The organism is Rhodococcus sp. IC4_135, from assembly GCF_011602025.1.
GTDB classification, from domain to species: domain Bacteria; phylum Actinomycetota; class Actinomycetes; order Mycobacteriales; family Mycobacteriaceae; genus Rhodococcus_F; species Rhodococcus_F baikonurensis.
This window is the reverse complement of record NZ_JAAOLG010000047.1, coordinates 1-22,718: the sequence shown is the minus strand read 5'-3', so window position 1 is coordinate 22,718 and position 22,718 is coordinate 1. Positions and strand designations below refer to the sequence as shown.

General features: G+C 63.6%; 22 protein-coding genes and 1 tRNA gene. 20 read left to right on the top strand and 3 right to left on the bottom strand.

The genetic code is table 11. From position 1 onward, the window contains the following. Window positions 1–216, bottom strand: a 216-nt coding sequence (locus G8767_RS32800) for an acetyl-coenzyme A synthetase N-terminal domain-containing protein (RefSeq protein ID WP_277346941.1), incomplete at its 3' end; no start/stop codon positions are given. Between the two features lie 364 nt (window positions 217–580). Between G8767_RS32800 and G8767_RS32795 the strand changes: the two genes are divergently transcribed. The 5 genes from G8767_RS32795 to G8767_RS32775 all read left to right on the top strand — a co-directional run bounded on the left by G8767_RS32795 (window position 581) and on the right by G8767_RS32775 (window position 6,734). Then, a complete protein-coding gene (locus tag G8767_RS32795; RefSeq protein WP_095973516.1) occupies window positions 581–2,197 on the top strand; it encodes an ABC transporter substrate-binding protein in 1,617 nt (538 codons plus the stop codon). A gap of 125 nt (window positions 2,198–2,322) precedes the next feature. Continuing rightward, complete coding sequence (locus tag G8767_RS32790; RefSeq protein WP_095973503.1) at window positions 2,323–3,249, top strand: ABC transporter permease; 927 nt, start codon at window positions 2,323–2,325, stop codon at window positions 3,247–3,249. Beyond that, entirely contained in the window at window positions 3,242–4,198 is a 957-nt protein-coding gene (locus G8767_RS32785) for an ABC transporter permease (protein ID WP_095973504.1), read from the top strand. The genes G8767_RS32790 and G8767_RS32785 overlap by 8 nt, the downstream gene beginning before the upstream one ends. 5 nt (window positions 4,199–4,203) lie before the next feature. Beyond that, window positions 4,204–5,928: an ABC transporter ATP-binding protein gene (locus G8767_RS32780; protein WP_095973517.1), complete on the top strand. Its 1,725-nt coding sequence runs from the start codon at window positions 4,204–4,206 to the stop codon at window positions 5,926–5,928. A 56-nt stretch (window positions 5,929–5,984) separates the two neighbouring features. Then, on the top strand, window positions 5,985–6,734 hold the full coding sequence (locus G8767_RS32775) for a hypothetical protein (protein WP_020905979.1): 750 nt from the start codon (window positions 5,985–5,987) through the stop codon (window positions 6,732–6,734). A gap of 390 nt (window positions 6,735–7,124) precedes the next feature. Here the strand turns inward: G8767_RS32775 and G8767_RS32770 are convergent, their stop codons facing one another. Further along, window positions 7,125–7,943, bottom strand: a complete 819-nt coding sequence (locus tag G8767_RS32770) for an HAD-IB family hydrolase (RefSeq protein WP_019746641.1) — start codon at window positions 7,941–7,943, stop codon at window positions 7,125–7,127. A 311-nt stretch (window positions 7,944–8,254) separates the two neighbouring features. Between G8767_RS32770 and ssd the strand changes: the two genes are divergently transcribed. The 7 genes from ssd (at window position 8,255) to G8767_RS32735 (ending at window position 12,868) form a co-directional block, all read left to right on the top strand. Next, window positions 8,255–9,349, top strand: a complete 1,095-nt coding sequence (ssd, locus tag G8767_RS32765) for a septum site-determining protein Ssd (RefSeq protein WP_124566762.1) — start codon at window positions 8,255–8,257, stop codon at window positions 9,347–9,349. After that, entirely contained in the window at window positions 9,346–10,527 is a 1,182-nt protein-coding gene (locus G8767_RS32760) for a TadA family conjugal transfer-associated ATPase (protein ID WP_166813994.1), read from the top strand. The genes ssd and G8767_RS32760 overlap by 4 nt, the downstream gene beginning before the upstream one ends. Further along, on the top strand, window positions 10,524–11,312 hold the full coding sequence (locus G8767_RS32755) for a type II secretion system F family protein (RefSeq protein WP_166813992.1): 789 nt from the start codon (window positions 10,524–10,526) through the stop codon (window positions 11,310–11,312). The genes G8767_RS32760 and G8767_RS32755 overlap by 4 nt, the downstream gene beginning before the upstream one ends. Beyond that, window positions 11,309–11,893, top strand: a complete 585-nt coding sequence (locus tag G8767_RS32750; RefSeq protein ID WP_166813990.1) for a type II secretion system F family protein — start codon at window positions 11,309–11,311, stop codon at window positions 11,891–11,893. The genes G8767_RS32755 and G8767_RS32750 overlap by 4 nt, the downstream gene beginning before the upstream one ends. Before the next feature lie 65 nt (window positions 11,894–11,958). Continuing rightward, window positions 11,959–12,162 carry a DUF4244 domain-containing protein gene (locus tag G8767_RS32745; RefSeq protein ID WP_166813988.1) on the top strand — a complete coding sequence of 68 codons (204 nt, stop codon included), beginning with the start codon at window positions 11,959–11,961 and terminating at the stop codon, window positions 12,160–12,162. Continuing rightward, window positions 12,162–12,521 (top strand): TadE family type IV pilus minor pilin, encoded by a 360-nt coding sequence (locus tag G8767_RS32740; protein ID WP_124566767.1) that lies wholly within the window; start codon window positions 12,162–12,164, stop codon window positions 12,519–12,521. The genes G8767_RS32745 and G8767_RS32740 overlap by 1 nt, the downstream gene beginning before the upstream one ends. Next, a complete protein-coding gene (locus tag G8767_RS32735) occupies window positions 12,518–12,868 on the top strand; it encodes an Rv3654c family TadE-like protein (protein WP_166813986.1) in 351 nt (116 codons plus the stop codon). Before G8767_RS32740 ends, G8767_RS32735 begins: the two co-directional genes overlap by 4 nt. On the opposite strand, the gene G8767_RS32730 is transcribed toward G8767_RS32735, so the two are convergent. Beyond that, entirely contained in the window at window positions 12,861–15,149 is a 2,289-nt protein-coding gene (locus G8767_RS32730; protein WP_166813996.1) for a DEAD/DEAH box helicase, read from the bottom strand. The genes G8767_RS32735 and G8767_RS32730 overlap by 8 nt on opposite strands. Before the next feature lie 456 nt (window positions 15,150–15,605). Here G8767_RS32730 and G8767_RS32725 point away from each other — a divergent pair, with 456 nt between their 5' ends. From G8767_RS32725 to G8767_RS32690, 8 genes are all read left to right on the top strand, one after another. Further along, the gene (locus tag G8767_RS32725; RefSeq protein ID WP_003946117.1) at window positions 15,606–15,809 is read left to right on the top strand and encodes a cold-shock protein; all 204 of its coding nucleotides are present in this window, start codon (window positions 15,606–15,608) and stop codon (window positions 15,807–15,809) included. Window positions 15,810–16,004: 195 nt separating this feature from the next. After that, window positions 16,005–16,589, top strand: a complete 585-nt coding sequence (locus tag G8767_RS32720; protein ID WP_003946106.1) for a hypothetical protein — start codon at window positions 16,005–16,007, stop codon at window positions 16,587–16,589. 192 nt (window positions 16,590–16,781) lie between these two features. After that, window positions 16,782–19,718, top strand: coding sequence for a type I DNA topoisomerase (gene topA / locus G8767_RS32715; RefSeq protein ID WP_166813984.1), 2,937 nt, complete (start codon window positions 16,782–16,784; stop codon window positions 19,716–19,718). Between the two features lie 33 nt (window positions 19,719–19,751). Next, window positions 19,752–20,981 carry a DNA polymerase III subunit delta' gene (locus G8767_RS32710; RefSeq protein WP_095973514.1) on the top strand — a complete coding sequence of 410 codons (1,230 nt, stop codon included), beginning with the start codon at window positions 19,752–19,754 and terminating at the stop codon, window positions 20,979–20,981. Window positions 20,982–21,011: 30 nt separating this feature from the next. Next, a tRNA-Thr gene (locus tag G8767_RS32705) sits at window positions 21,012–21,084 on the top strand. Between the two features lie 121 nt (window positions 21,085–21,205). Then, the gene (locus tag G8767_RS32700) at window positions 21,206–21,775 is read left to right on the top strand and encodes an RDD family protein (protein ID WP_166813982.1); all 570 of its coding nucleotides are present in this window, start codon (window positions 21,206–21,208) and stop codon (window positions 21,773–21,775) included. A gap of 30 nt (window positions 21,776–21,805) precedes the next feature. After that, the gene (locus tag G8767_RS32695) at window positions 21,806–22,228 is read left to right on the top strand and encodes a DUF2752 domain-containing protein (RefSeq protein WP_124566771.1); all 423 of its coding nucleotides are present in this window, start codon (window positions 21,806–21,808) and stop codon (window positions 22,226–22,228) included. A 152-nt stretch (window positions 22,229–22,380) separates the two neighbouring features. Further along, entirely contained in the window at window positions 22,381–22,578 is a 198-nt protein-coding gene (locus G8767_RS32690) for a hypothetical protein (protein ID WP_003946112.1), read from the top strand. The last annotated feature ends 140 nt before the right edge of the window (window positions 22,579–22,718 follow it).

Here is a 22,718-nt window from a genome sequence, read left to right as displayed (position 1 = left end):
TCCGCCGACGAACCACTTGGCGACGGGGGCGTCGGTCCAGTCGAGGACGTCGGTCCATTTCTCGTGCCAGTGAAGGCGCTGCGCCTGATTCGCCCAGAAAGCGAGGCGGTCGGTATCTGCGGCAGCCTGCAACTCCGGTCCCGCGTTGGCGGCCGCAGCGAACTCTGCGCTCGGCGGATATGCCTGGGGGACGTCTGTTTCGGCTGCGCTTGTCATGGCTGACGGCCTTCTTTCCACATTGATCGACACTTTTCTGACTCCGTGTGAGGGTAGTCACAAGCTCGCTCAAACGCACCGTTGCATCACGTTGCAACCCGTTGTCCTGCGACGATCGGTCGAATCGATGCGACGGGTGGTCGCTTCCGCCGACGAATGAATGTGCCCGAATTCAATTACCCCCAATTTTCCAACAATGGGTGCGGTGCGCGCTTCGAGCTCGATGTGTCTATTGTCAAACCATTATTCGACCGCAACTCGAAGTCACGTTCACTTTCAGTTGTAGGCGACACGACGCCGGCAGTTACGGCTGTCGGCAGGCCGCGAGCATGCTCGGGGTCACTTAGATGTGGAAGGAATTCCTTTGCGTATCTCACGCATAGCGACCGGCGCGGTCGCGCTCGGAATGACGGCAGTGCTGATCACGGCATGTTCGTCCGGCGATTCGTCGGGCGGATCGTCCAGTGGCGTCGTCAACGCCTGGGCGGGCGAGCCTCAGAACCCGTTGATCCCCACGAACACGAGTGAGAACATGGGCGGCCGCGTCCTCGACTCGCTGTTCTCCGGTCTCGTTTCGTACACCGCAGACGGCGGTACGGAGAACGAGGTTGCCGAGTCCATCGAGAGCACCGACGGTCAGAACTTCACCGTCAAGCTCAAGGACGGCTGGACCTTCACGGACGGCACCCCCGTCACCGCGAAGTCGTTCGTCGACGCGTGGAACTACGGCGCTCTCTCCACCAACGCTCAGCTCCAGGCTTCGTTCTTCGACCCGATCAAGGGCTACGACGAAGTTGCCGCCGAGGTTCCGACGGCACAGACCATGTCGGGTCTGAAGGTCGTGGACGATTCCACCTTCACCATCGAACTCAAGCAGCCCGAGTCGGCGTTCCCCGATCGCCTCGGCTTCACGGCGTACTACCCGCTGCCCGAGGTCGCGTTCAAGGACATGACCGCCTTCGGTGAGAACCCGATCGGCAACGGCCCGTACAAGCTCGACGGAACCGGCGCGTGGCAGCACAACGTCCGCATCGACACCGTCGTCAACCCGGACTACAACGGCAACCGTAAGCCGAAGAACGCCGGCGTCGACTTCATCATGTACAACAGCCTGGACACGGCGTACACCGATCTCCTGGCCAACAACGTCGACGTTCTCGACCAGGTTCCGCCGAGCGCCGTCACGACCTTCGAGTCGGACCTGCCCGGACGCACCGTCAACCAGCCGTCGGCAACCATCGAGACGTTCACGATCCCGGGTCGCCTGCCGCACTTCAGCGGCGAAGAGGGCATGCTCCGCCGTCAGGCGATCTCGATGGCGATCAACCGCGATCAGATCACCCAGCAGATCTTCAACAAGACCAGGACGCCTGCACTCGACTTCACCAGCCCCGCAATCAAGGGCTGGAACGACTCGCTGACCGGCAACGGCAACCTGAAGTTCGATCCCGAGGCAGCCAAGGCCGCTTGGGCGAAGGCCGACGCGATCGCTCCGTGGACCGGTAGCTTCGAGATCGCGTACAACTCGGACGGCGGACACCAGGAATGGGTCGACGCCACGGCGAACAGCATCCGCAACACCCTCGGCATCGACGCGAAGGGCAAGCAGTACGCCACCTTCGCTCAGATCCGCACCGAAGCCACCAACCGCACCATCCAGAGCTCCTTCCGCTCCGGCTGGCAGGGTGACTACCCGCAGCAGTACGGCTTCCTGGCGCAGAACTACCAGACCGGCGGCAGCTCCAACGACGGTGAGTACTCCAACCCCGAGTTCGACCGCCTCCTGCGCGAATCGGCCGGCCAGACCGATCAGGCCAAGGCTCAGGAACTGCTCGATCAGGCTCAGGAAGTCCTGCTCAAGGACCTGCCCGCAGTTCCGACGTGGTACCGCAACGCTGCCAGTGGATGGTCGGAGAACGTCTCCAACGTGACCATCAGCTGGAACGGTGTTCCGGTCTACGAAGACATCGAAAAGAACTGACGCGTAGAACGATCCGCATCTGAAACGTGAGTTCGGGGCGGCAGGCGCCCTGCCTGCCGTCCCGAACTCGTGTTCACACCGGACTGTCCGCTGACGTACACGATCATCGACAAGGAGGTGATCCGATGCTCTGGTACATCGGTCGCCGAGTGCTTCAAATGATCCCGGTTTTTCTCGGGGCCACTCTTCTGATCTACGCCATGGTCTTCCTGCTTCCCGGTGATCCGATTGCCGCGTTGGCGGGCGACAAGGCGCTCAGTCCGGCTGTTGCACAGCAGCTTCGGGAGCGCTACCACCTCGACCTCCCCTTCTATCAGCAGTACCTGCTGTACCTGAAGGGCATCTTCACGCTGGACTTCGGCACGTCGTTCTCCGGACGACCTGTCAGTGAAGTTCTGGCACAGGCATTTCCGATCACGATGAAACTTGCCTTCATGGCACTGATCGTCGAGACGGTCTTCGGTGTCGGCTTCGGCCTCATCGCCGGCCTGCGTAAGGGCGGATTCTTCGACAGCACCGTCCTGCTGTTCAGCCTCGTTCTCATCGCCATCCCGATCTTCGTGATCGGCTTCCTGGCTCAGTTCTTCATCGGCGTCAAATGGGGCATCGTCCCGCCGACGGTCGGTGGCAACACCAGTTTCACGAATCTCCTTCTCCCGGCACTGGTTCTCGGCTCGGTCTCGTTCGCGTACGTTCTGCGACTGACCCGAACGTCCGTGGCGGAGAATCTGACTGCCGATTACGTGCGCACCGCTACCGCCAAGGGACTTTCCCGCGGACGAGTGGTTCGCGTGCACGTGTTGCGCAACTCGCTGATCCCAGTGGTCACGTTCCTGGGTGCCGACCTCGCGACGTTGATGGGCGGCGCCATCGTCACCGAGGGCATCTTCAACATCAACGGCGTCGGCGGCACGATCTACCAGGCGGTGACCAGAGGTGAAGCGCCGACGGTGGTTTCGTTCGTCACCATCCTGATCGTGATCTACCTGATCGCGAATCTGCTCGTCGACCTCTTGTACGCCGCGCTCGATCCGAGGATCCGCTATGTCTGAGACCGTGAAGACCGGACGCGTAGTCCGGCAAAGCCATTTCGTGGCGCCGCCCGAAGTTGCGGCACCGGGGGAGACGGACGCCGTCAAACTCGATCAGGCGCCGACGAGCATGTGGACCGACGCGTGGCGCGACCTACGCAAGCGTCCCCTGTTCATCATCTCGACGATCATCATCCTCGCGGTCATTGTCATCGCAGCGTTTCCGAGCTTGTTCACGAGCACCGATCCGCGGTTCTGCGACCTGACCTACAGCATGCAGGGGCCGACCTCAGGGCACTGGTTCGGTTTCGACCGCCAGGGCTGTGACGTGTACTCGCGCACCATCTACGGTGCTCGCGCATCCGTACTCGTGGGCGTCGGTGTCACGGCGTCGGTGCTGGTGATCGGCGTGATCTTCGGTGCGCTGTCCGGTTTCTACGGCGGATGGACCGATTCGATCCTCTCCCGTGTCGCCGACATCTTCTTCGGCATCCCGCTGATCCTGGCTGCCATCGTCCTGATGCAGCTCTTCACCGATCGCACGATCTGGACTGTCGTCGGCGTCCTGGCGCTCTTCGGCTGGCCGCAGATGGCAAGAATTGCTCGCGGCGCGGTGATCTCGGCGAAGAACAACGATTACGTCATGGCTTCGGAGGCATTGGGTGTCTCGAAGCTCAAGACACTGATCCGCCACGTCATCCCGAATTCGTTGGCGCCCATCATCGTGGTGGCCACCATCTCGCTCGGTACGTACATCGTTGCCGAGGCGACGCTGTCCTTCCTCGGTATCGGTCTTCCGTCCACCGAGGTTTCGTGGGGTGGAGACATCAGTAACGCTCAGGTGACGCTGCGTCAGGGTTCGACCATTCTGTTCTACCCGGCAACGGCTCTGGCGATCACCGTTCTCGGATTCATCATGATGGGTGACGCTCTGCGCGACGCCCTCGATCCCAAGTCGCGGAAGCGGTGAGCACGATGACCACCAAGGAAACTCTCACCTCGGAGGAAACTCCGTTGCTCGAGATTCGTGATCTCGAGGTGTCTTTCCAGTCCAATTCCGGTCCGGTTCCGGCAGTTCGAGGCGTCAGCCTGACCGTGTACCCGGGTCAGACGGTCGCGATCGTCGGCGAATCGGGTTCGGGTAAGTCCACTACCGCGCACTCGATCATCAATCTGCTGCCCGGCACCGGCAAGGTGACGGCAGGCGAGATCATCTTCGACGGCAAGGACATCTCGAAGGTTTCGGAGAAGGACTTCGTCCACATCCGGGGCAGCCAGATCGGTTTGGTTCCGCAGGACCCGATGTCGAATCTGAATCCCGTGTGGAAAGTGGGCTTCCAGATCGAGGAAGCACTGGCTGCCAACGGGATCGCCAAGGGCAAGGCCGCCAAGGTTCGCGCCGCCGAACTGCTCGAGGAGGCAGGTCTCGCCGAAGCCGAGAGCCGGTTGGGGCAGTACCCGCACGAGTTCTCGGGCGGTATGCGTCAGCGCGCACTCATCGCGATCGGGTTGTCCGCTCGTCCGAAGCTCCTGATCGCGGACGAGCCGACGTCGGCGCTCGACGTCACCGTCCAGCGTCAGATCCTCGACCACCTCGACGGTCTGACAACGGAACTCGGCACCGCGGTTCTGCTCATCACGCACGATCTGGGCTTGGCTGCCGAGCGTGCCGAGCATCTGATCGTGATGAGCAAGGGTCGTATCGTCGAATCCGGTCCGGCACTGGAGATCCTGAAGCGTCCGCAGCATCCGTACACACAGAAGCTGGTTGCCGCTGCGCCGTCGTTGGCGTCGAAGCGCCTCAGCTCGTCGGTGGCGCGAGCCGAGATTCGCGAACAGGCGGAAGAGGTAGCCGAAGCGGTCAAGGCCGAGGAAAGTGCGGCAGAGTCCTTCGGCAAGGCGACCGACGACGTTCTTGTCGTCGATCATCTGACCAAGGTGTTCAAGTTGCGCAAGGGTTTCCGCAAGACCACCGACTTCACAGCCGTGAACGACGTGTCTTTCAAGGTCCGCCGCGGAACCACGACGGCGATCGTCGGTGAATCGGGTTCCGGTAAGTCGACGGTCGCGCAGATGGTTCTCGGCTTGCTCGAGCCCACCGCAGGCAACGTGGTCTTCGACGGCCAGGACGTGGCGAAACTCGGCGCGAAGGAAACCTTTGCGTTCCGTCGCCGAGTGCAGCCGATCTTCCAGAACCCTTACGGCACGCTCGACCCGATGTACTCGATCTACCGCACGATCGAAGAGCCGCTGCGTACCCACAAGGTCGGGACCAAAGCCGAACGTGAGGCTCGCGTCCGCGAACTTCTCGACAAGGTCGGTCTGCCCCAGTCGGTCATGCGACGGTTCCCGAACGAGCTCTCCGGCGGACAGCGTCAGCGCGTCGCAATTGCGCGAGCGTTGGCACTGCAACCGGAGGTCGTGATCTGCGACGAGGCGGTCTCCGCTCTCGACGTGCTCGTGCAGGATCAGATCTTGACCCTGCTCAACGACCTGCAGGCAGAGTTCGGGTTGACGTACCTCTTCATCACGCACGACCTGGCCGTGGTTCGTCAGATCGCTGACAACGTGTTGGTGATGTCGCGTGGCTCGATCGTCGAATCGGCACCGATCGACGACGTGTTCGGAAATCCGCAACAGGACTACACCCGCAAGTTGCTCGATGCGATTCCCGGCGGTTCCATCACGCTGGGAAGCTGAGGCAACAGGTAGGTAGGCAAGTCCGCAGAGGGGCTGCAAGGGTACCGTCGTTGATCGTGACGGACCCCTTGCAGCCCCTCGTCGATCTTCCAGGTGTACGCGCCGCTGCCGATCATGCGCGCGACGCTTTGGGGGAGGTTCATCGGCACAAGACCAACCGTCGCGGTTGGCCCACCACTGCCGCCGAAGCCGCGGTTCGCGCAGCGCGAGCCTCCGCGTCTCTGGCGGGTGGCACTACGGAATTGCCGGCCGAGGGCATGGCCGGTGATCCGATTCTCGCGGGTGCTCTGCGCGTGGCTCAGGCACTGGACGGCGACAGTCTTCCGCTCATGGAGTCGACGTGGAAGCGCGCCCCCTTGCAGGCTTTGGCCCGGCTGCACCTGCTGGCCGCGGCGGACCTCGTCGAGGACGCGGATCAACTGGGGCGGCCACGATCGGATCGCGGAGTGGGGGAGCGGTTGGACGCTCTCGCGCAACTCGTGACAGGCGGAACCAGTGCGCCGGCTCCGGTTCTGGCGGCCGTTGTACACGGAGAACTCTTGGCGCTGAGCCCGTTCGGCACGGCTGACGGCATCGTCGCCCGTGCGGCCTCGCGTCTGGTTGCGGTCTCGTCCGGGTTGGATCCGCACAATCTAGGAGTACCCGAGGTCAGTTGGCTTCGGCGGCCGCAGGCGTACACGGACGGCGCGGCTGGATTCGCTTCGGGAAATCCGGCGGGCGTCGGCAGCTGGGTGATTCTGTGCTGCGGCGCTCTCGAAGCCGGTGCGCGAGAAGCGACTTCGATCGCCGACGCGGCGACTGGATAATCTGCACCAGAGCGAGGCTGGAACATAACGAACGGGCGGCGCTGCCGATAAATCGACTTCGCCGCCCGTCAGCACGGACTACTCGTTACCAAGCGTGCTCGGTGGGTTGTGTGGGTGGCCTCGGCGAGGGATCACACTTTCTGAGGTCGTCCCCGCAACCGGTGCGGGGTCCTCGCTCAAATTGAACGAATCTCGCAGGCCCACAACGCTTCTGCCCTTATAGTGGCTTGTGCTCCGCGTGGGTGCCCTAGTGCCCGTGCTAGGAATTTCGGTTGGGGAAACGGTCCTTCTCTTCCGAGCCGTTCCTGGCCTTCCGTTCTTCCGTAACTCCTTTGTACCCTGTGTCCGGGCTCACAGCAAGTACCAATTTTTGTTTGTGGGCATTGGATTTCAGCGTTTCCGACGCAGTAGCCCGAAGGTCATGGCGCCGGCCACCAAAGCTGCGATTCCCACCGCTGCAGTTGTGGCCACCGTCGTCGTGGACTGCGCCGACAATCGCGCGCGAAGCGAGACTGGGTTCGAGAAAGTCAGTATGGGCCAACCGTTTACGGCCGCTTCCTTACGCAATGCACGATCGGGGTTGACTGCGGTGGGATGTCCGACTGCCTCGAGCATGGGCAAATCGGTCACCGAGTCGGAGTAGGCGTAACTGGCGGCGAGGTCGTAGCCGTATTCCGCGGCGAGTTTTTCCATCGCCTCGACCTTGCCCGGGCCGTAGCAGTAGAAGTCGACCTCGCCGGTGTAATGGCCGTCTTCTTCCCTCATCGACGTTGCCACGGAATGGGTGGCGCCGAGGGCTCGGGCGATCGGCGCGACGATTTCCTCGCCCGATGCCGACACCACGATGACGTCGTGTCCACGCAGCTTGTGATCTGCGATCAGATCGGCCGCCTCGGCGAAGACGAGTGGGTCGACGATGTCGTGCAGAGTCTCCGCGACGATGGCCTTCACCTGTTCCACGTCCCAACCCGCGCACATGGCCGTCAGGTGCTCGCGCATGCGCTCCATCTGATCGTGATCGGCGCCGGACAGCAGAAACAGGAATTGTGCATAGCTGCTCTTGAGAACCGAGCGTCGATTGATCAGACCCTGGGCGAAGAAGGGCTTACTGAACGCCAGGGTGCTCGACTTCGCGATGATCGTTTTGTCCAAATCGAAGAAAGCGGCTGTCCGCCCGGTATTCAGTCCGTTCGCAGGCTTGTCGGTCACAGGAACGAGGATAGTCCGACAGGCGGTTCGTGTGCTCCTCGGCAAGCGTCCTCTTGCGGCGAAAAACAGCAGTTCAGTGCAGCTCAGGCTTGCGTTTCTCGCCAATGTCGGGTGTAAGATCGTTGCTGTTCGATTCGTTCGAACTAGTTCAGCCCGACCCCCCGGGGCTGAACTCAGACGACCCCCGCCTCCTCCCCCATTGGCGGGGGTCGTTCTCTGTCTCAGGCCCGTTTCTCCACAACTTCGTAGTTGTCCACAGGCTCTCTCGACCCACTGTTTTCGGTACTCGCGCTCGTTCAGGCTCTGCAGTCATGAACACGACGATCAACTCTCCGGAAGCCGGGGCTCACATTCTGGTTCTCGTCGACGACGCGAAGGTCCTCGCGAGCGTGCGACGGGTCGCTGCGGCGGTGGACCGCCGTCTGGACGAGGCCGAGCATCCCGTGTCCCGACAACAGTGGAACCGGGCCTCGGCGGTCGTATTGGACGCGTCGGCTGCGCAAGATGCTGTGGCTCGTTCCCCCAAACGGACGCGAGTGTTCCTCGTCTGCGACGGCACACCGACCGTCGACGACTGGAAGTGCGCCACCGCGATCGGAGCCGACAGCGTTCTGTCCTTGCCGGACGAAGAGAACGCGCTGGTCGCAGTTCTGGCCGACCACATCGACGTGAGTGGTGACGGCACCGTCGTGAGCGTGGTGGGTGGCTGTGGTGGCGGGGGAGCCTCGGTAACAGCTGCGGCTGTCGCGTTGACGTCGGCGGCACGTCACGTCCCGACGCTACTGGTGGACGTCGACGCACTCGGCTCGGGCGTCGACGTGCTGTTGGGTATCGAGACGACCCCCGGATTGCGTTGGGGTGCACTGACCGTCGAGGGCGGGCGGCTGGCCCCGGATGCGCTGCGCGATGCACTGCCCGCAAAGGGGAAGTTCCTGAGGGTTCTGGCGAGCAGTCGCCGCGAGATCGACGGTCCGTCGGTGACCGCCGTTCGCGCTGTGCTGGACGCAGGCCGCAGTTCCGGCGGACTGGTGGTGTGCGACGTGCCACGTCATCCTAGCGAGGTAGGTCAGGCCGTGTTGGAGATGTCGGATTCGGTCCTCGTGGTGGTTCCGGCCACCGTGGCTGCGTGCGTCGCTGCCGAGAAGGTCGGAGCCTGGGTGGTCCGACACAACTCCAACGTCGGGCTCGTCGTGCGTGGGCCGGCGCCGGGAGGCTTACGCGGTGCCGATGTGGCAGACATGCTCGGGCTGCCCCTGACGGCCGTGATGCGCGGCCACCGCTCGCTGGCACCGACGCTCGAGCGTGGTGGCCTCGAATTGACCCGTGGTTGTCCGCTGAGTGCGGTGGCAACAGCGGTACTCGACGCCGTCGAATCCGGCGCACGCCCGCGCAGGGCTGCAGCATGAGTGCGTTGGTCACGACGGAACTGCTCGACCGAGTTCGCGAGCGGCTGACGGCGTCGTCGGTCGCCGAGCCGACGGCGGCCACCGTTGCCGACGCCGTGCGAGCCGAGTCCTCCGGCGTTCTGGCGGACACGGATCTGTTGGAGGTCGTCAGGGTGCTCCAGACGGAACTGACAGGCGCAGGGCCGCTCGAACCAATGCTGCACGAACCCGGTGTCGCCGACGTACTGGTGACAGCGCCGGATCAGGTCTGGGTGGACCGCGGGGTCGGCCTCGAAAGGTCGGGGGTCCGGTTCACCGACGAGGCAGCTGTGCGTCGGCTGGCGCAGCGGTTGGCACTGTCGGCAGGTCGACGCCTCGACGACGCCCAACCGTGGGTCGACGGCCGACTGCGGGGCGTCGGCGACGGGCACTTCGGGGTACGACTTCATGCCGTGCTCGCACCGGTGGCCCAGGGCGGAACCTGCGTGTCACTGAGAGTGCTGCGGCCCGCAACCCAGGGTCTCGACGCGCTGTGTGCTCACGGCGCCGTGGAACCGGACGCCCGCGAACTCCTCGATGACATCATCTCTTCTCGCTTGGCCTTCCTGGTGATCGGCGGGACCGGCGCGGGAAAGACCACGTTGTTGTCCGCCATGCTCGGCGCGGTCGACCCTCGCGAGCGAATCGTCTGTGTCGAGGACGCGGCCGAACTAGCGCCGCCGCACCCGCACGTCGTCCGCCTCGTCGCCAGAGCTCCCAACGTCGAGGGTGTCGGAGAGGTGACGGTGCGCGATCTGGTTCGGCAGGCGCTACGGATGCGTCCCGATCGCATCGTCGTCGGTGAGGTCCGCGGCGCAGAGGTGACGGATCTGCTCACGGCGATGAACACCGGCCACGACGGCGGCGCCGGCACCGTTCACGCCAATTCGCCCGAAGAGGTGCCGGCCAGACTCGAGGCGTTGGCTGCGCTCGGCGGCATGGATCGCCACGCGTTGCACAGTCAACTTGCCGCGGCGGTTCAAGTGATCCTGCACGTGCACCGGTTGGCCGACGGATCGAGGCGTCTCGAACAGATCGGCGTCATCGACCGCGGTGCGGACGGATACGTACAAATCATGCAGGCATGGCCGGACGGCGGTTCGGGTCGTGAGCGGCTCGAGCGGATGTTCCGGCTTCGCAATCGGGAGGTCGGGACGTGACAGCTTCCCTCTTGGCCTTCGCGTTGGCGGTCTCGATTGCGCCGGTGCGGGATTCACGTGCTCGGCTCGCTACGTACGCCCCGAGCGTCCGCAAACCCTCCCGGCAGATTCCGTGGCAGTTCGTCGCCGCATTTCTCGCGATTTCGGCAACGTGGGTTCTCGGAGGTCTTCCGGCAGGGTTCGCGGCGGTCGTCCTCGGCGGAACTCTGATCTTTCGCGGGCGACGCGCGAAGGCGGCCGAAAACCGGGAACTCTCACAGAAGATGCTGCTCTCCGGTCTGGAGGTGCTGATCGCCGAGCTGAGCGTCGGTGCGCATCCTGCAGCGGCCAGTTCTGTTGCAGGCGAGGAATGTACCGGCGAAGTGAGCGCGGTGTTCCGGTCCGCTGGGGCCAGGGCGCGTCTCGGGGGTTCTGCCGCAGCGGCCTTCGCGGTACCGGATTCGTGCATCGAGAGAGAGTTCTTCCGTATCGGATCCGTCTGGCGGGTCGCAGACCAACACGGTCTGGCTCTGGCTGAACTACTCGGAGCCGTCCGGACGGACATGTTGGGACGTAGACGCTTTCGTCAGCGCACCGAGGCCGGGTTGGCGGGCGCTCGGGCGACCGCTGCGGTGCTGGCTTTTCTACCGCTACTGGGGGTCGGCCTCGGACAGTTGATGGGTGCGTCGCCGTTGCGTGTGCTGTTCGGAGGTGGGCTCGGCGGTGTGCTACTCGTGATCGGAACTGCCTGTGTCTCAGCTGGTCTGCTCTGGACCGATCGGATCACCGCGAAGGTGGCGTCGTGACCTGGATGTCGGTGGTGGTGATGGCGTTGTCGCTCGCGATCATTCCCACTCGGCGCGGCGCTTCGAGCAGAGCAGCGGGGATTCTGGTCGCGGACACAACAACAGAAGTTTCGAGTTCGGTGCCTGGCAAGCCGGATCCACTCGCAGTTGCCGCAAGTCTCGACCTACTCGGGGCCTGCCTGCGAGCGGGGCTTCCCGTCCCCGCCGCGATCACAGCGATGGCGTCGACCGCGCCGAAACCGATGGCCGACTCGCTTCGCCGCGTCGCCGACCTCCTCGCGCTCGGTGCAGATCCCGAGACCGCGTGGAGCGAAGCCGCTCTCGATCCCGATACCGAGGCGCTCGCCAGAATGGCTCGGCGTTCCGCCCGTTCGGGTTCGTCGCTGTCCGCGTCCATGGCCGAACTTGCCGAGCGTAGTCGAGGTGACGCCGAGGATCTGGCTGCTGCCGCGGCCGAACGCGCGGGAGTGTTGATCAGCGGTCCGCTCGGACTGTGTTTCCTGCCGGCCTTCATCGCCTTGGGCATTGTTCCGGTGGTGATCGGGCTTGCCACGACTGTGCTCGGTAACGGCCTGCTGTGAGCCGGATCCGTGTGAAAGCTCCTGCGGCAGAGGTGCTGCCGCAGGTTTCGATTGAAGGGGGAGAAATGATTTCGAAGACGTTGAGGACGGTGTCGGCTAGATTTGCGCTGTTGATAACGGAGGACGACGGCATGTCCACCGCCGAGTACGCGATCGGCACGATTGCGGCCGCGGCGTTCGGAGCCGTCCTGTACACCGTTGTCACCGGCGACTCCATTGTCTCGGCACTGACAGGCATCATCGACAAGGCACTCGAGACAGCTGTGTGATGTTGTCCACGAGAGGTATTCGGCACGCCGACGACGGCGCCGTGACGGTGGAGGCCGCGATTGCTCTGGCTTCCATCGTCACGGTGGTCGTGCTGTGTATCGGTGGTGTCCTCGCGGTGTCGATGCAGGTTCGGTGTGTCGACGCCGCTCGTGAGGCCGCGCGGTTGGTGGCACGTGGTGATCGTGAGTCTGCCGTTGCCACGGCCCGTCGGATCGCACCCGAAGATGCGTCGATCTCGGTGGAGATCGTGGACGGCTTTGCCGTAGCCGTTGTCAGCGCCGAGAGTACGTTGCTGCCGTTGGTCGACATTTCTTCCGAGGCGGTGGCAGCTGTGGAGTCAGGGGTGGAAGAGGGGTGAACCTACGTGAGGACGAAGGTGTTGCCACGGTTCTGGCGTGCTGCGTTCTGGCAGCGATCGTGATGGTGACTGGTGGGATGTTGCATGTCGGGTCCGCGGTGGTGGCCCGGCACACGGCGCAATCGGCCGCTGATCTGTCGGCTCTCGGCGGCGCGGGCGCCTTGGACGGCGGTGACGAGGCGGCGTGTGAGATGTCCGCGGCGATCGCGGAGCGTATGCGTACGGTGCTCGCGGAGTGTGAGGTGCAGGGGTGGGATGTAGTGGTCGAGATACGCGCACCGGTGTTGTTGTCGGGCTTCGGGATCGGTGATGCGCAGGCCTACGCCCGTGCGGGGCCGGTCAGCTGATCGTATCGATGACGGCGGTCAGAACCTTCACCGCGCCGTCCTTGTCCAGCGGATCGTTTCCGTTGCCGCACTTGGGTGAGTAGACGCAGGACGGGCATCCGTGAGCGCACTCGCAGGACAGTATGGCGTCGCGCGTCGCGGTGAGCCATCGTGACAGTTCGCTGTGCCCCCGGTCGGCGAACCCGGCGCCGCCGGCATGACCGTCGTAGACGAAGACCGTCGGGAGTCCGGTGTCCGCGTGCATCGCCGTCGATACTCCGCCGATGTCTCCGCGGTCGCAGATCGCCACCAGCGGCAGCAGACCGATCGCGGCATGTTCGGCGGCATGCAGTGATCCGGGGAACCGTTCGGGCGGCACCCCGATGGATTCGAGTAGTTCCGGCGTGACCGTGTACATCACTGCCCTGGTGGGCAAAGTGTGTGCGGGCATGTCGAGTTCGATCGAGTCGAGGACTTCACCCGAAGTCAACCGTCGTAGGTACCCGACGACTTGATGTGTCACCTCGACCTGGACGAGAGCGACGGTGATGTCGCCGTAGTTCTTGTGCTCGAGTTGTTCGGTGATCGTGATTTCGGTGGTCTCGCGAGCCGAGGTGGTCCAGTCCGGATTCTCGGTGTGTACCAATGCGAGTCCGACGTCGAGGTCCAGTTCGTCGACGACGTAGGTCTCGCCTTGATGGATGTGCACGGCGCCGGGATGGACTGTTGCCGGTGCGCGGCCCGCGTCGACAGTGCCCAGCATCCGGCCGGATTCACCGTCGACAATGGCCACCTGAGTTCCGATACCGCCGCGAATGTCCAGAGAGCCGTGGGGGTTCGAATCGGCGGTGACGAACCATCCGTGCTTTCGGCGCCGGATCTTGCCTTCCTCCGACAGTCTGGTGAGAACCTCGAGAGCGCCGAATGCGTCCACCTCGGCATCGGAGAGTGGGAGTTCCATTGCAGCACAGAGCAGTTGTGGGCCCAGGACGTACGGATTTCCGGGATCTGTCACCGTCGCCTCGACGGGTTTGTCCAGTACCGCCGACGGATGGTGAACGAGGTAGGTGTCGAGTGGATCGTCGCGTGCGATCAACACGACGAGTGAACCCTCGCCGCGTCGCCCCGAGCGACCGGCTTGCTGCCAGAACGAGGCGACGGTGCCCGGGAAGCCCGCCACGACAACGGCGTCGAGGCCTGCGATGTCGACGCCGAGCTCCAGTGCGTTGGTGGTGGCTGCGCCCAGCAGTGTGCCGTCGGCGAGTGCAGCTTCCAGTTCGCGACGGTCCTCGGCCAGATATCCGGCGCGATACGACGCGACTCGCTCGGCGAGGTCCGGGTCCACCTCGGCGAGTAGACGTTTGGTGGCCATCGCGGTCAGTTCGGCGCCGCGGCGGGAGCGGACGAAGGTGAGAGTACGGGCGCCTTCGATCATGAGGTCTGCCATGATCCGGGCTGCTTCCGCGCCCGCGGGACGTCGTACCGGGCTACCGTTTTCGCCGGTCAATGCCTCGAGTAGCGGCGGCTCCCACAGTGCGACGGTGCGTGGGCCGTGCGGCGATCCGTCTTCCGTGACCTCGGTGCAGTGTGCGCCTATGAGCCGCGAGGCTGCCGCGCCGGGATCTGCGGTGGTCGCGCTGGCCAGGATGAAGGTAGGTTCGGCGCCGTAACGGGCTGCAATTCTGCGTAGTCGCCGGATCACGAGCGCGACGTTGGAACCGAAGACTCCCCTGTAGGAGTGGCATTCGTCGATGATCACGTATTTCAGGTTGCGGAAGAAGTGCGCCCATCGCTGATGGGTGCGGAGCAGCGAAATGTGGATCATGTCGGGGTTGGTGAAGAGCCAGCGTGAGTTCTCGCGTGCCCAGGTGCGGAGTTCCTGCGAGGTGTCGCCGTCGTACGCACTGGCGTTCGTGCTGCGAAGTTCGACGTCGAAGTCGGTGAGGGACAGCACTGCTCGCAGTTGATCCGAGCCCAGCGCTTTGGTGGGAGAGAGGTACAGGGCAGTTGCGAGCGGATCGGTCGCCATGGCCGTCAGCACCGGGAGTTGGTATGCCAGTGACTTACCCGACGCCGTTCCGGTGGCCACGACCACGTGTTTTCCCTCGTACGCGAGGTCGGCGGCCTCACTCTGGTGGATCCACGGGGACCGCACGCTGTGCTCGGCGAGCGCGCGGACGACGCTGGGGTGCACCCAATCCGGCCATTCGGTGAACTCGGCTACGCGAGCAGGTAACTGCGCGGTGAACATCAGTGGTTTTTCGCTTCCACCGACCCCGGCGACGACGCGATCGAGCAGCATCTGCCCGTAGGTCTCGCCAGGCTTCCCTCCCGGGGCGGGGATCGGGGAAGGTGCGTTCACGTGACTCTCCGGGCTCGGCGTTGGGGTGTGGCGGCAATCGGAAACTGTCGCTACCTGCAGTTTTGATGATACGCAACGGCCGATGGTCTTGGTGGAACCGGGTGGTCGGCGCGCAAGCGGGAAACCACGATCGTGGGCTGTTTTTCTCGTAGCGAACTTTTAACGTTTTTAGTTCCCTTTTCGACTGTTGTGCACGCGGAGAACATGGTTGACTGACAATCGGTCGCAGCTTCTGTGTTCGTAGGCTTGAGAAAGTGCACGCTCGCAGGATCGTTGTTGCGGGCGCGGTGCTCTGCCTTTCCTGAGGGGGAAATAAAGACGTACAGCGGTCGGAACCGGCCCGGTGGACTGTAAGGGCTGTTCACCGAATCCGGTGTTAGAAAGAGAAGGAAAAGCATGGCACAGGGCACTGTGAAGTGGTTCAACGCTGAAAAGGGCTTCGGCTTCATCGCTCCCGAAGACGGTTCCGCAGACGTCTTCGTTCACTACTCCGAAATTCAGGGCAACGGCTTCCGTACCCTCGAGGAGAACCAGCGTGTGGAGTTCGAGGTCGGCCAGGGCACCAAGGGTCCCCAGGCTACCGGCGTTCGCGCGGTCTGATTTTTCCGCTCACTCGCTGAGCGATTAGTTCGGACAGTATTTGTCCCCCATCGCACCCGTGCGGTGGGGGACAAATCTTTTCGGGCTGATTCAGTACTTTCTCTGTCCGATGTAATACACGCAGCGGTTCGACCACGGCCGGTCGTCGGCCGGTCGTCTATGCCGTCACTGCCCTCGTGGCTTACGTTTCACTCTGTGAGCCAACTGTCCTTTTTCTCTGCCGAGTCGATTCCACCTGCCGTGACGGACCTCGCCGGAATGCTGGCCGGACCAGGTCAGGTCGTGACCTCGGAGGACCGCGCCCGGATCTCGATCGTCGTGGATCGGGACTGGAGGGCGCAGGCCGTTGCGGAGTTGATCGCGCAGTGCGGACTCGGGGCCGAGGTGACGCGCAGCGAAGAAGGCAGCCCACTCGTCCGCACTCAGTCGACCCCCGCACTCCTTCCGCTGTCCGTGCAGTGGACCAAGGGAGCTGTGAAGGCGGTGCCGGTCGGTTGGGTACCGAACTCCCGCCAACTCCGGGTGTGGGCCGTCGCGGCCGGCCGGCTCGAAGAAGGGGGCGAGCGATTCGTGTTCGGCCTCGACCCCCATGCCAAGGAGACGCACGCACCGCTCGCTCAGGCCTTGATGCGAGTGGGTATCGCGCCGACCCAACTGGGTAACCGGACACCGGGCCCGGGGCTCCGTGTGTCGGGAAAGAAGAGACTGACAAAGCTCGTCGAATACCTCGGTGAGGCGCCGAAACACGTCGACACTTCGGTCGCCTGGCCACACGTCTGACGGTGCTCATGCCGCGTGTCCGACGGTGATCATGCCGCGTGTCCGACGGAGCCCATACTGTACTGATCTGCACGAATGTCTTGCGGGTATGTCACTCTGTAAAGAGAGACACGGGGTATAACTTGCTCCACACGTCTAGTTCTGAAGATCTGCCGACGGCAGTGAACGTCCAAAGGAAGGCTCGGGCAGCAGGTGGCTAAAGCGGACAACGGCAGCGGTCAGGGAGCGTCCGGTAACCCTCGTCGCCTCGTGATCGTCGAGTCACCGACCAAGGCGCGCAAAATCGCTCCCTACCTCGGTAAGGACTACGTCGTCGAGGCATCGGTCGGTCACATTCGCGACCTGCCGCGCGGCGCAGCGGATGTTCCGGCCAAGTACAAGGGCGAGTCGTGGGCCCGTCTCGGCGTCAACGTCGATCACGACTTCGAGCCGCTCTATGTCGTGAGCCCGGAAAAGAAGGGCAAGGTCGCCGAACTCAAGTCTCTGTTGAGGGACGCCGACGAGCTCTTCCTCGCAACTGACCCCGACCGCGAGGGCGAGGCAATCGCCTGGCATCTCCTCGAGACTCTCAAGCCCAAGATTCCGGTTCGTCGAATGGTCTTCCACGAGATCACCGAGCCGGCAATCCGTGCTGCTGCCGAAGACACCCGCGAACTCGACACCGACCTCGTCGACGCTCAGGAAACCCGCCGCATCCTCGACCGTCTCTACGGTTACGAGGTCAGCCCGGTTCTCTGGAAGAAGGTCATGCCGAAGCTCTCGGCCGGCCGCGTCCAGTCGGTGGCCACTCGCGTCATCGTCCAGCGTGAACGCGAGCGCATGGCGTTCAAGTCGGCGTCGTACTGGGACATTTCCGCGACGCTCGACGCCGGTGCAGAGGCCAGCCCGCGTAGTTTCGGTGCTCGCCTGGTCTCCGTCGACGGTTCGCGTGTCGCCTCCGGTCGCGATTTCGGAGCTGACGGAAAGCTCAAGGGCAGCGCGGTCACCGTGCTCGACGAGGCGTACGCCCGTCGTCTCGCGGAAGCGTTGCAGGGCGTCGACCTCACGGTTTCCTCTGCCGAGGACAAGCCGTACACCCGCAAGCCGTACCCGCCGTTCATGACGTCGACGCTCCAGCAGGAAGCCGGACGCAAACTTCGTTTCACGTCCGAGCGCGCCATGCGCATCGCACAGCGTCTGTACGAAAACGGCTACATCACCTACATGCGTACCGACTCGACGACGCTGTCGGAGTCGGCGATCGCAGCCGCTCGTGCGCAGGCCACCGAGCTGTACGGTCCGGAATACGTGCATCCGACGCCGCGTCAGTACACCCGCAAGGTCAAGAACGCGCAGGAAGCGCACGAGGCGATCCGCCCCGCCGGCGACGTGTTTCAGACCCCGGGTCAGCTGCACTCCAAGCTCGATTCCGACGAGTTCAAGCTGTACGAACTGATCTGGCAGCGGACCGTCGCTTCGCAGATGGCCGACGCCCGCGGTACGACGCTGACGCTCCGCATCTCCGGCACGGCAGGCACCGGCGAGGACTGCACGTTCTCCGCTTCGGGTCGCACCATCGTGTTCGCCGGCTTCCTCAAGGCTTACGTCGAAAGTGTCGACGAAGAGGCCGGCGGTCAGTCCGACGACGCCGAATCCAGGCTTCCGGTACTGGTCAAGGGCCAGGAAGTCACGGCCACCAAGCTCGATCCGGACGGGCACAGCACCAACCCGCCCGCCCGCTACACAGAAGCCAGCCTGATCAAGACGCTCGAAGAACTCGGCATCGGCCGTCCTTCGACGTACTCGTCGATCATCAAGACCATCCTCGACCGCGGATACGTCTACAAACGTGGCAGCGCGCTGGTTCCGTCCTGGGTGGCGTTTGCCGTCATCGGACTGCTCGAGGTGCACTTCGGCCGGCTGGTCGACTTCGACTTCACCGCCGGAATGGAAGACGACCTCGACGCGATCGCCGGCGGCCGTGAGCAGCGTGGCAACTGGCTGAGCAGCTTCTACTTCGGCGGCGAGACAGGCGCTGAAGGTTCGGTGGCCCGCGAGGGCGGGCTGAAGAAGATGGTCGGCGTCAACCTCGCGGAGATCGACGCTCGCGAGGTCAACTCCATCCGTCTCTTCGACGACGCCGAGGGTCGCGAGGTTCACGTGCGTGTCGGCCGCTTCGGCCCCTACCTCGAGCGCATGGTTCAGAATCCGGACGATCCCGAAGGCGATCTGATCTCGCAGCGGGCAAATCTTCCCGACGACCTGCCGCCGGACGAGCTCACTCCCGAGTACGCCGAGAAGTTGTTCTCGACGCCTCAAGAGGGTCGCAAGCTGGGCGTCGACCCCCTGACGGGCCACGAGATCGTCGCGAAGGAAGGCCGCTTCGGCCCCTACGTGACCGAAATCCTGCCCGAACCGCCGGCCGAGCCGGAACCGGACATCGTTCCCGTCTCCGCTCCCGAGCCGGAGGAAATCAGTTCGGGCAGCACCAAGACTGCGGTGAAGAAGGCCGCGGCCAAGAAGGCGCCGGCGAAGAAGGCTGCCAAGAAGGTCGCGGGTCCCAAGCCGCGGACCGGATCGTTACTCAAGTCCATGGACTTGGCGACGATCACCTTGGAAGATGCGCTCCGTTTGCTCTCGCTTCCTCGCGTCGTCGGTGTCGACCCCGAATCGAAGGAAGAGATCACGGCGCAGAACGGCCGATACGGTCCGTACCTGAAGAAGGGCACGGACTCGCGCTCGCTCGCCAACGAAGAGCAGATGTTCACCGTCACGCTCGACGAGGCACTCAAGATCTACGCCGAGCCGAAGCGTCGTGGACGTCAGGCGTCGGCAACGCCTCCGTTGCGTGAGCTGGGTGTCGATCCGGTCAGTGAGAAGCCGATGGTGATCAAGGACGGCCGTTTCGGTCCGTACGTCACCGACGGCGAGACCAACGCCAGCCTTCGTAAGGACGACGACGTCGAATCCATTTCCGATGCTCGTGCGTCGGAGTTGCTGGCGGATCGTCGTGCTCGCGGCCCGGTCAAGAAGAAGGCAGCGGCCAAGAAGGCCCCGGCAAAGAAGGCAGCTGCCAAGAAGACTGCAGCCAAGAAGGCTCCGGCAAAGAAGGCAGCAGCCAAGAAGGCTCCGGCGAAGAAGGACTCGTAAGGCTTCGTCGGTGCCGACGGTTAGGGTTTTTGCATGAGTACTGAAGTGGCCGAACGAGGTGTGTTCGGTCGGCTGGTGGGTCAGCACGACGTCGAGCAGAGCCTGCGAGATGCCGCACTGTCGGCTCGTGGCGATTCCAGCGGCTCGGAGATGACTCACGCGTGGCTCTTCACCGGGCCACCCGGCTCAGGTCGTTCGGTGGCCGCTCTCTGCTTCGCCGCGGCCCTGCAGTGCACCTCTGACGGTGCACCAGGGTGCGGCGAGTGCCATGCGTGTACGACCACGATGGGCGGCACCCACGGTGACGTACGACGGATCATCCCCGACGGCCTGAGCATCAGCGTCAAAGGCATGCGCGAGATAGTCAACATCGCTTCGCGGCGGCCGACGACAGGGCGATGGCAGGTCATCGTGGTCGAGGATGCCGATCGTTTGACCGAAGGCGCGGCCAACGCCCTCCTGAAGGTTGTCGAGGAGCCGCCGGACCGCACGGTCATCCTGCTCTGCGCGCCGACGACCGATCCCGAAGACATGTCTGTCACCTTGCGCTCGCGGTGCCGGCACATGCCGTTGGTGACGCCGTCCGTCGAATCGATCGCTCAGGTATTGATCGACCGCGACGGGCTGGATCCCGAGCGGGCGAGAATCGCCGCATCGATCAGCGGCGGACATGTCGGCAGGGCTCGGCGTCTCGCCACTGACGAGAGCGCACGGGACGAGCGTCAGCGTTCGCTGCGGCTAGCTGCCGACGCCATCGGGGCGTCGACGGCGTACAAGGCCGCAGAGAATTTGGTGAAGTCGATCGAGGCCGACACCAAGGCGTTCTACGCCGAGCTCAAGGAACAGGAACTCGAAGAACTCAAGGTCGCGTTGGGCGGCGGTGGTACCGGCAAGGGAACGGCAGGGACTCTGCGCGGATCTGCTGGTCTGATCAAGGACCTCGAAGCGCGTCAGAAATCGCGCGACACCCGGGCCCGCCGTGATCTTCTCGACCGGACGCTGATCGATCTGGCCGGCATGTACAGGGATGCACTTTCGTACTCACTGGGTTCGACGTCGACGGCGACCCATCCCGACATGGCCCGTCAGGCCGCCGAGCTCGCTGCCCGAACGTCCCCGGAGGGGTTGCTCAAGTGCATCGAAGCGGTGCTCGAATGCCGCGAAGCTGTCGACTTCAACGTCAAGTTGCAGTGGGCGCTCGATGCGATGGTTGCCTCCATCGGAGCCGCTTTCCGACCCCCGTTTTCGCGATCCGGGGGTTGACCAGATAGACTCGCCACCGCCGAAAGGCACGCTGCCTTAGCTCAGTCGGTAGAGCATTTCACTCGTAATGAAAAGGTCGAGAGTTCGATTCTCTCAGGCAGCTCGGCCAAGAGCCCCACACCCGGAAATCCGGATGTGGGGCTCTTGTCGTTAGTTCTCAATTCTTGCGTATGTGCGGTTTATCCTGAGGTCGGCGAACACGTGCCTGAACAGGGGAGACCTCGATGTCGGATCAGAACTGGGGACCGGGCCAACCATCGCAGAATCAGCCGCCGTACGGGCAGATGCCGCCGATGCCGCCGCAGGGTTATCAGCCGCCGACGCCCGCCTATCCGTACGCAACCTGGATCTCTCGCGTGCTCGCTTCAATCCTCGACGGCTTTGTCGTTCCGCTCCCGGGTGTCATCCTCGCGATCATCGGGGCGGTGATCGCGTTCTCCGGATCCGAAGTGACCACATACGACGACGGCAGCGTGAGCGCGGAAGGCGGCAATCCGGTCGGCGTGATCGTCATGGTCGTCGGAATACTGGCGATCTTCTTGATCGAGGTGTGGAATCTCGTCTTCAGGCAAGGGAACACCGGACAGACGCTCGGCAAGAAGTGGCTGGGAATTTCGGTGATTCGGGAGTCCGACGGTGTACCTCTCGGCCCGGTGATGGCGCTGCTTCGTTGGATCATGATGGCGATCCTGGGTGGCGCCTGCTTCCTCAACTACCTCTGGCCGCTCTGGGACTCGAAGCACCAGTGCTGGCACGACATGGTGGTCCGGTCGGTAGTCGTTCGCGCGCGCTAGTCGCTGCCGGGGTCTCTTACAGTGGGTGTCATGGAGTTGGAAGCGGTCGCACGTCGACGACGCGCGTTGGCCGCACCCGTCGGAGTTGCTGCAGTGGCGGTGACGGCCGCCGCGGTACTCCACTTCCGTGATCCCCACAGCGCGGGTAGTTACGGCGTTTGTCCGATGTACGCGTTGACGGGATTGTGGTGCCCGGCGTGTGGTGGCCTTCGTGCAGTCAACGACCTGACTAATCTGGATCTTGGCGCCGCAGTGTCCAGCAATGTCTTGATCGTGCCGTTTATCGCGGTCTTGGTGATCGCGTGGATCGGTTGGACAGTGCGCCGTTGGAAAGGCACGCGGGATCGCATGATCGTGCTTCGGCCGACTGTGACGATCGTGGTGCTCGGAGTTCTCGTTGCATTTACGGTTGTTCGAAACACCCCGTGGGGGAGCTGGCTCGCGCCGGCGTGACGGTAAGAGGTCGACATGGCACTGCAGGTTTTTTCGCTCATCGTTCTGCTCGGCGCGTTGATCATCCTGATTCCGACGGCACGACGTGTCTTCGGCAAGAAGGACGACGAGTAGGTCTCGACAACTGGGCACGAGCGGCACATGCTGACGGTATGGCTGATTCGTTGAAAGCCCGCGTCAAGGAAAAGCTGCTGAGGCAACTTGCCGAGGACGGTCGGCACCCGATCCAGGAAGCTGAGGGTGACGATCCCCGGTTGGTGTCGATCAACGACGACCTCGAAGCGTTGGAACAGGCCGAGGAAGGCGATCCGATCGTCGAAGAACTGGCCGAGAGGTACTGGGTTCCGTGAAGTTTACCGACCGCAGTGCTCTGACCTGGCGATTTGGTGTTGTGTTGATCTTCGCGTAACTTTGTCCAGGTCAGAGCGACACGGACACCGACTCCCACCTGCGAGGGTGAGTGACACGAGGTTGTACGAAGTGCCTGGCG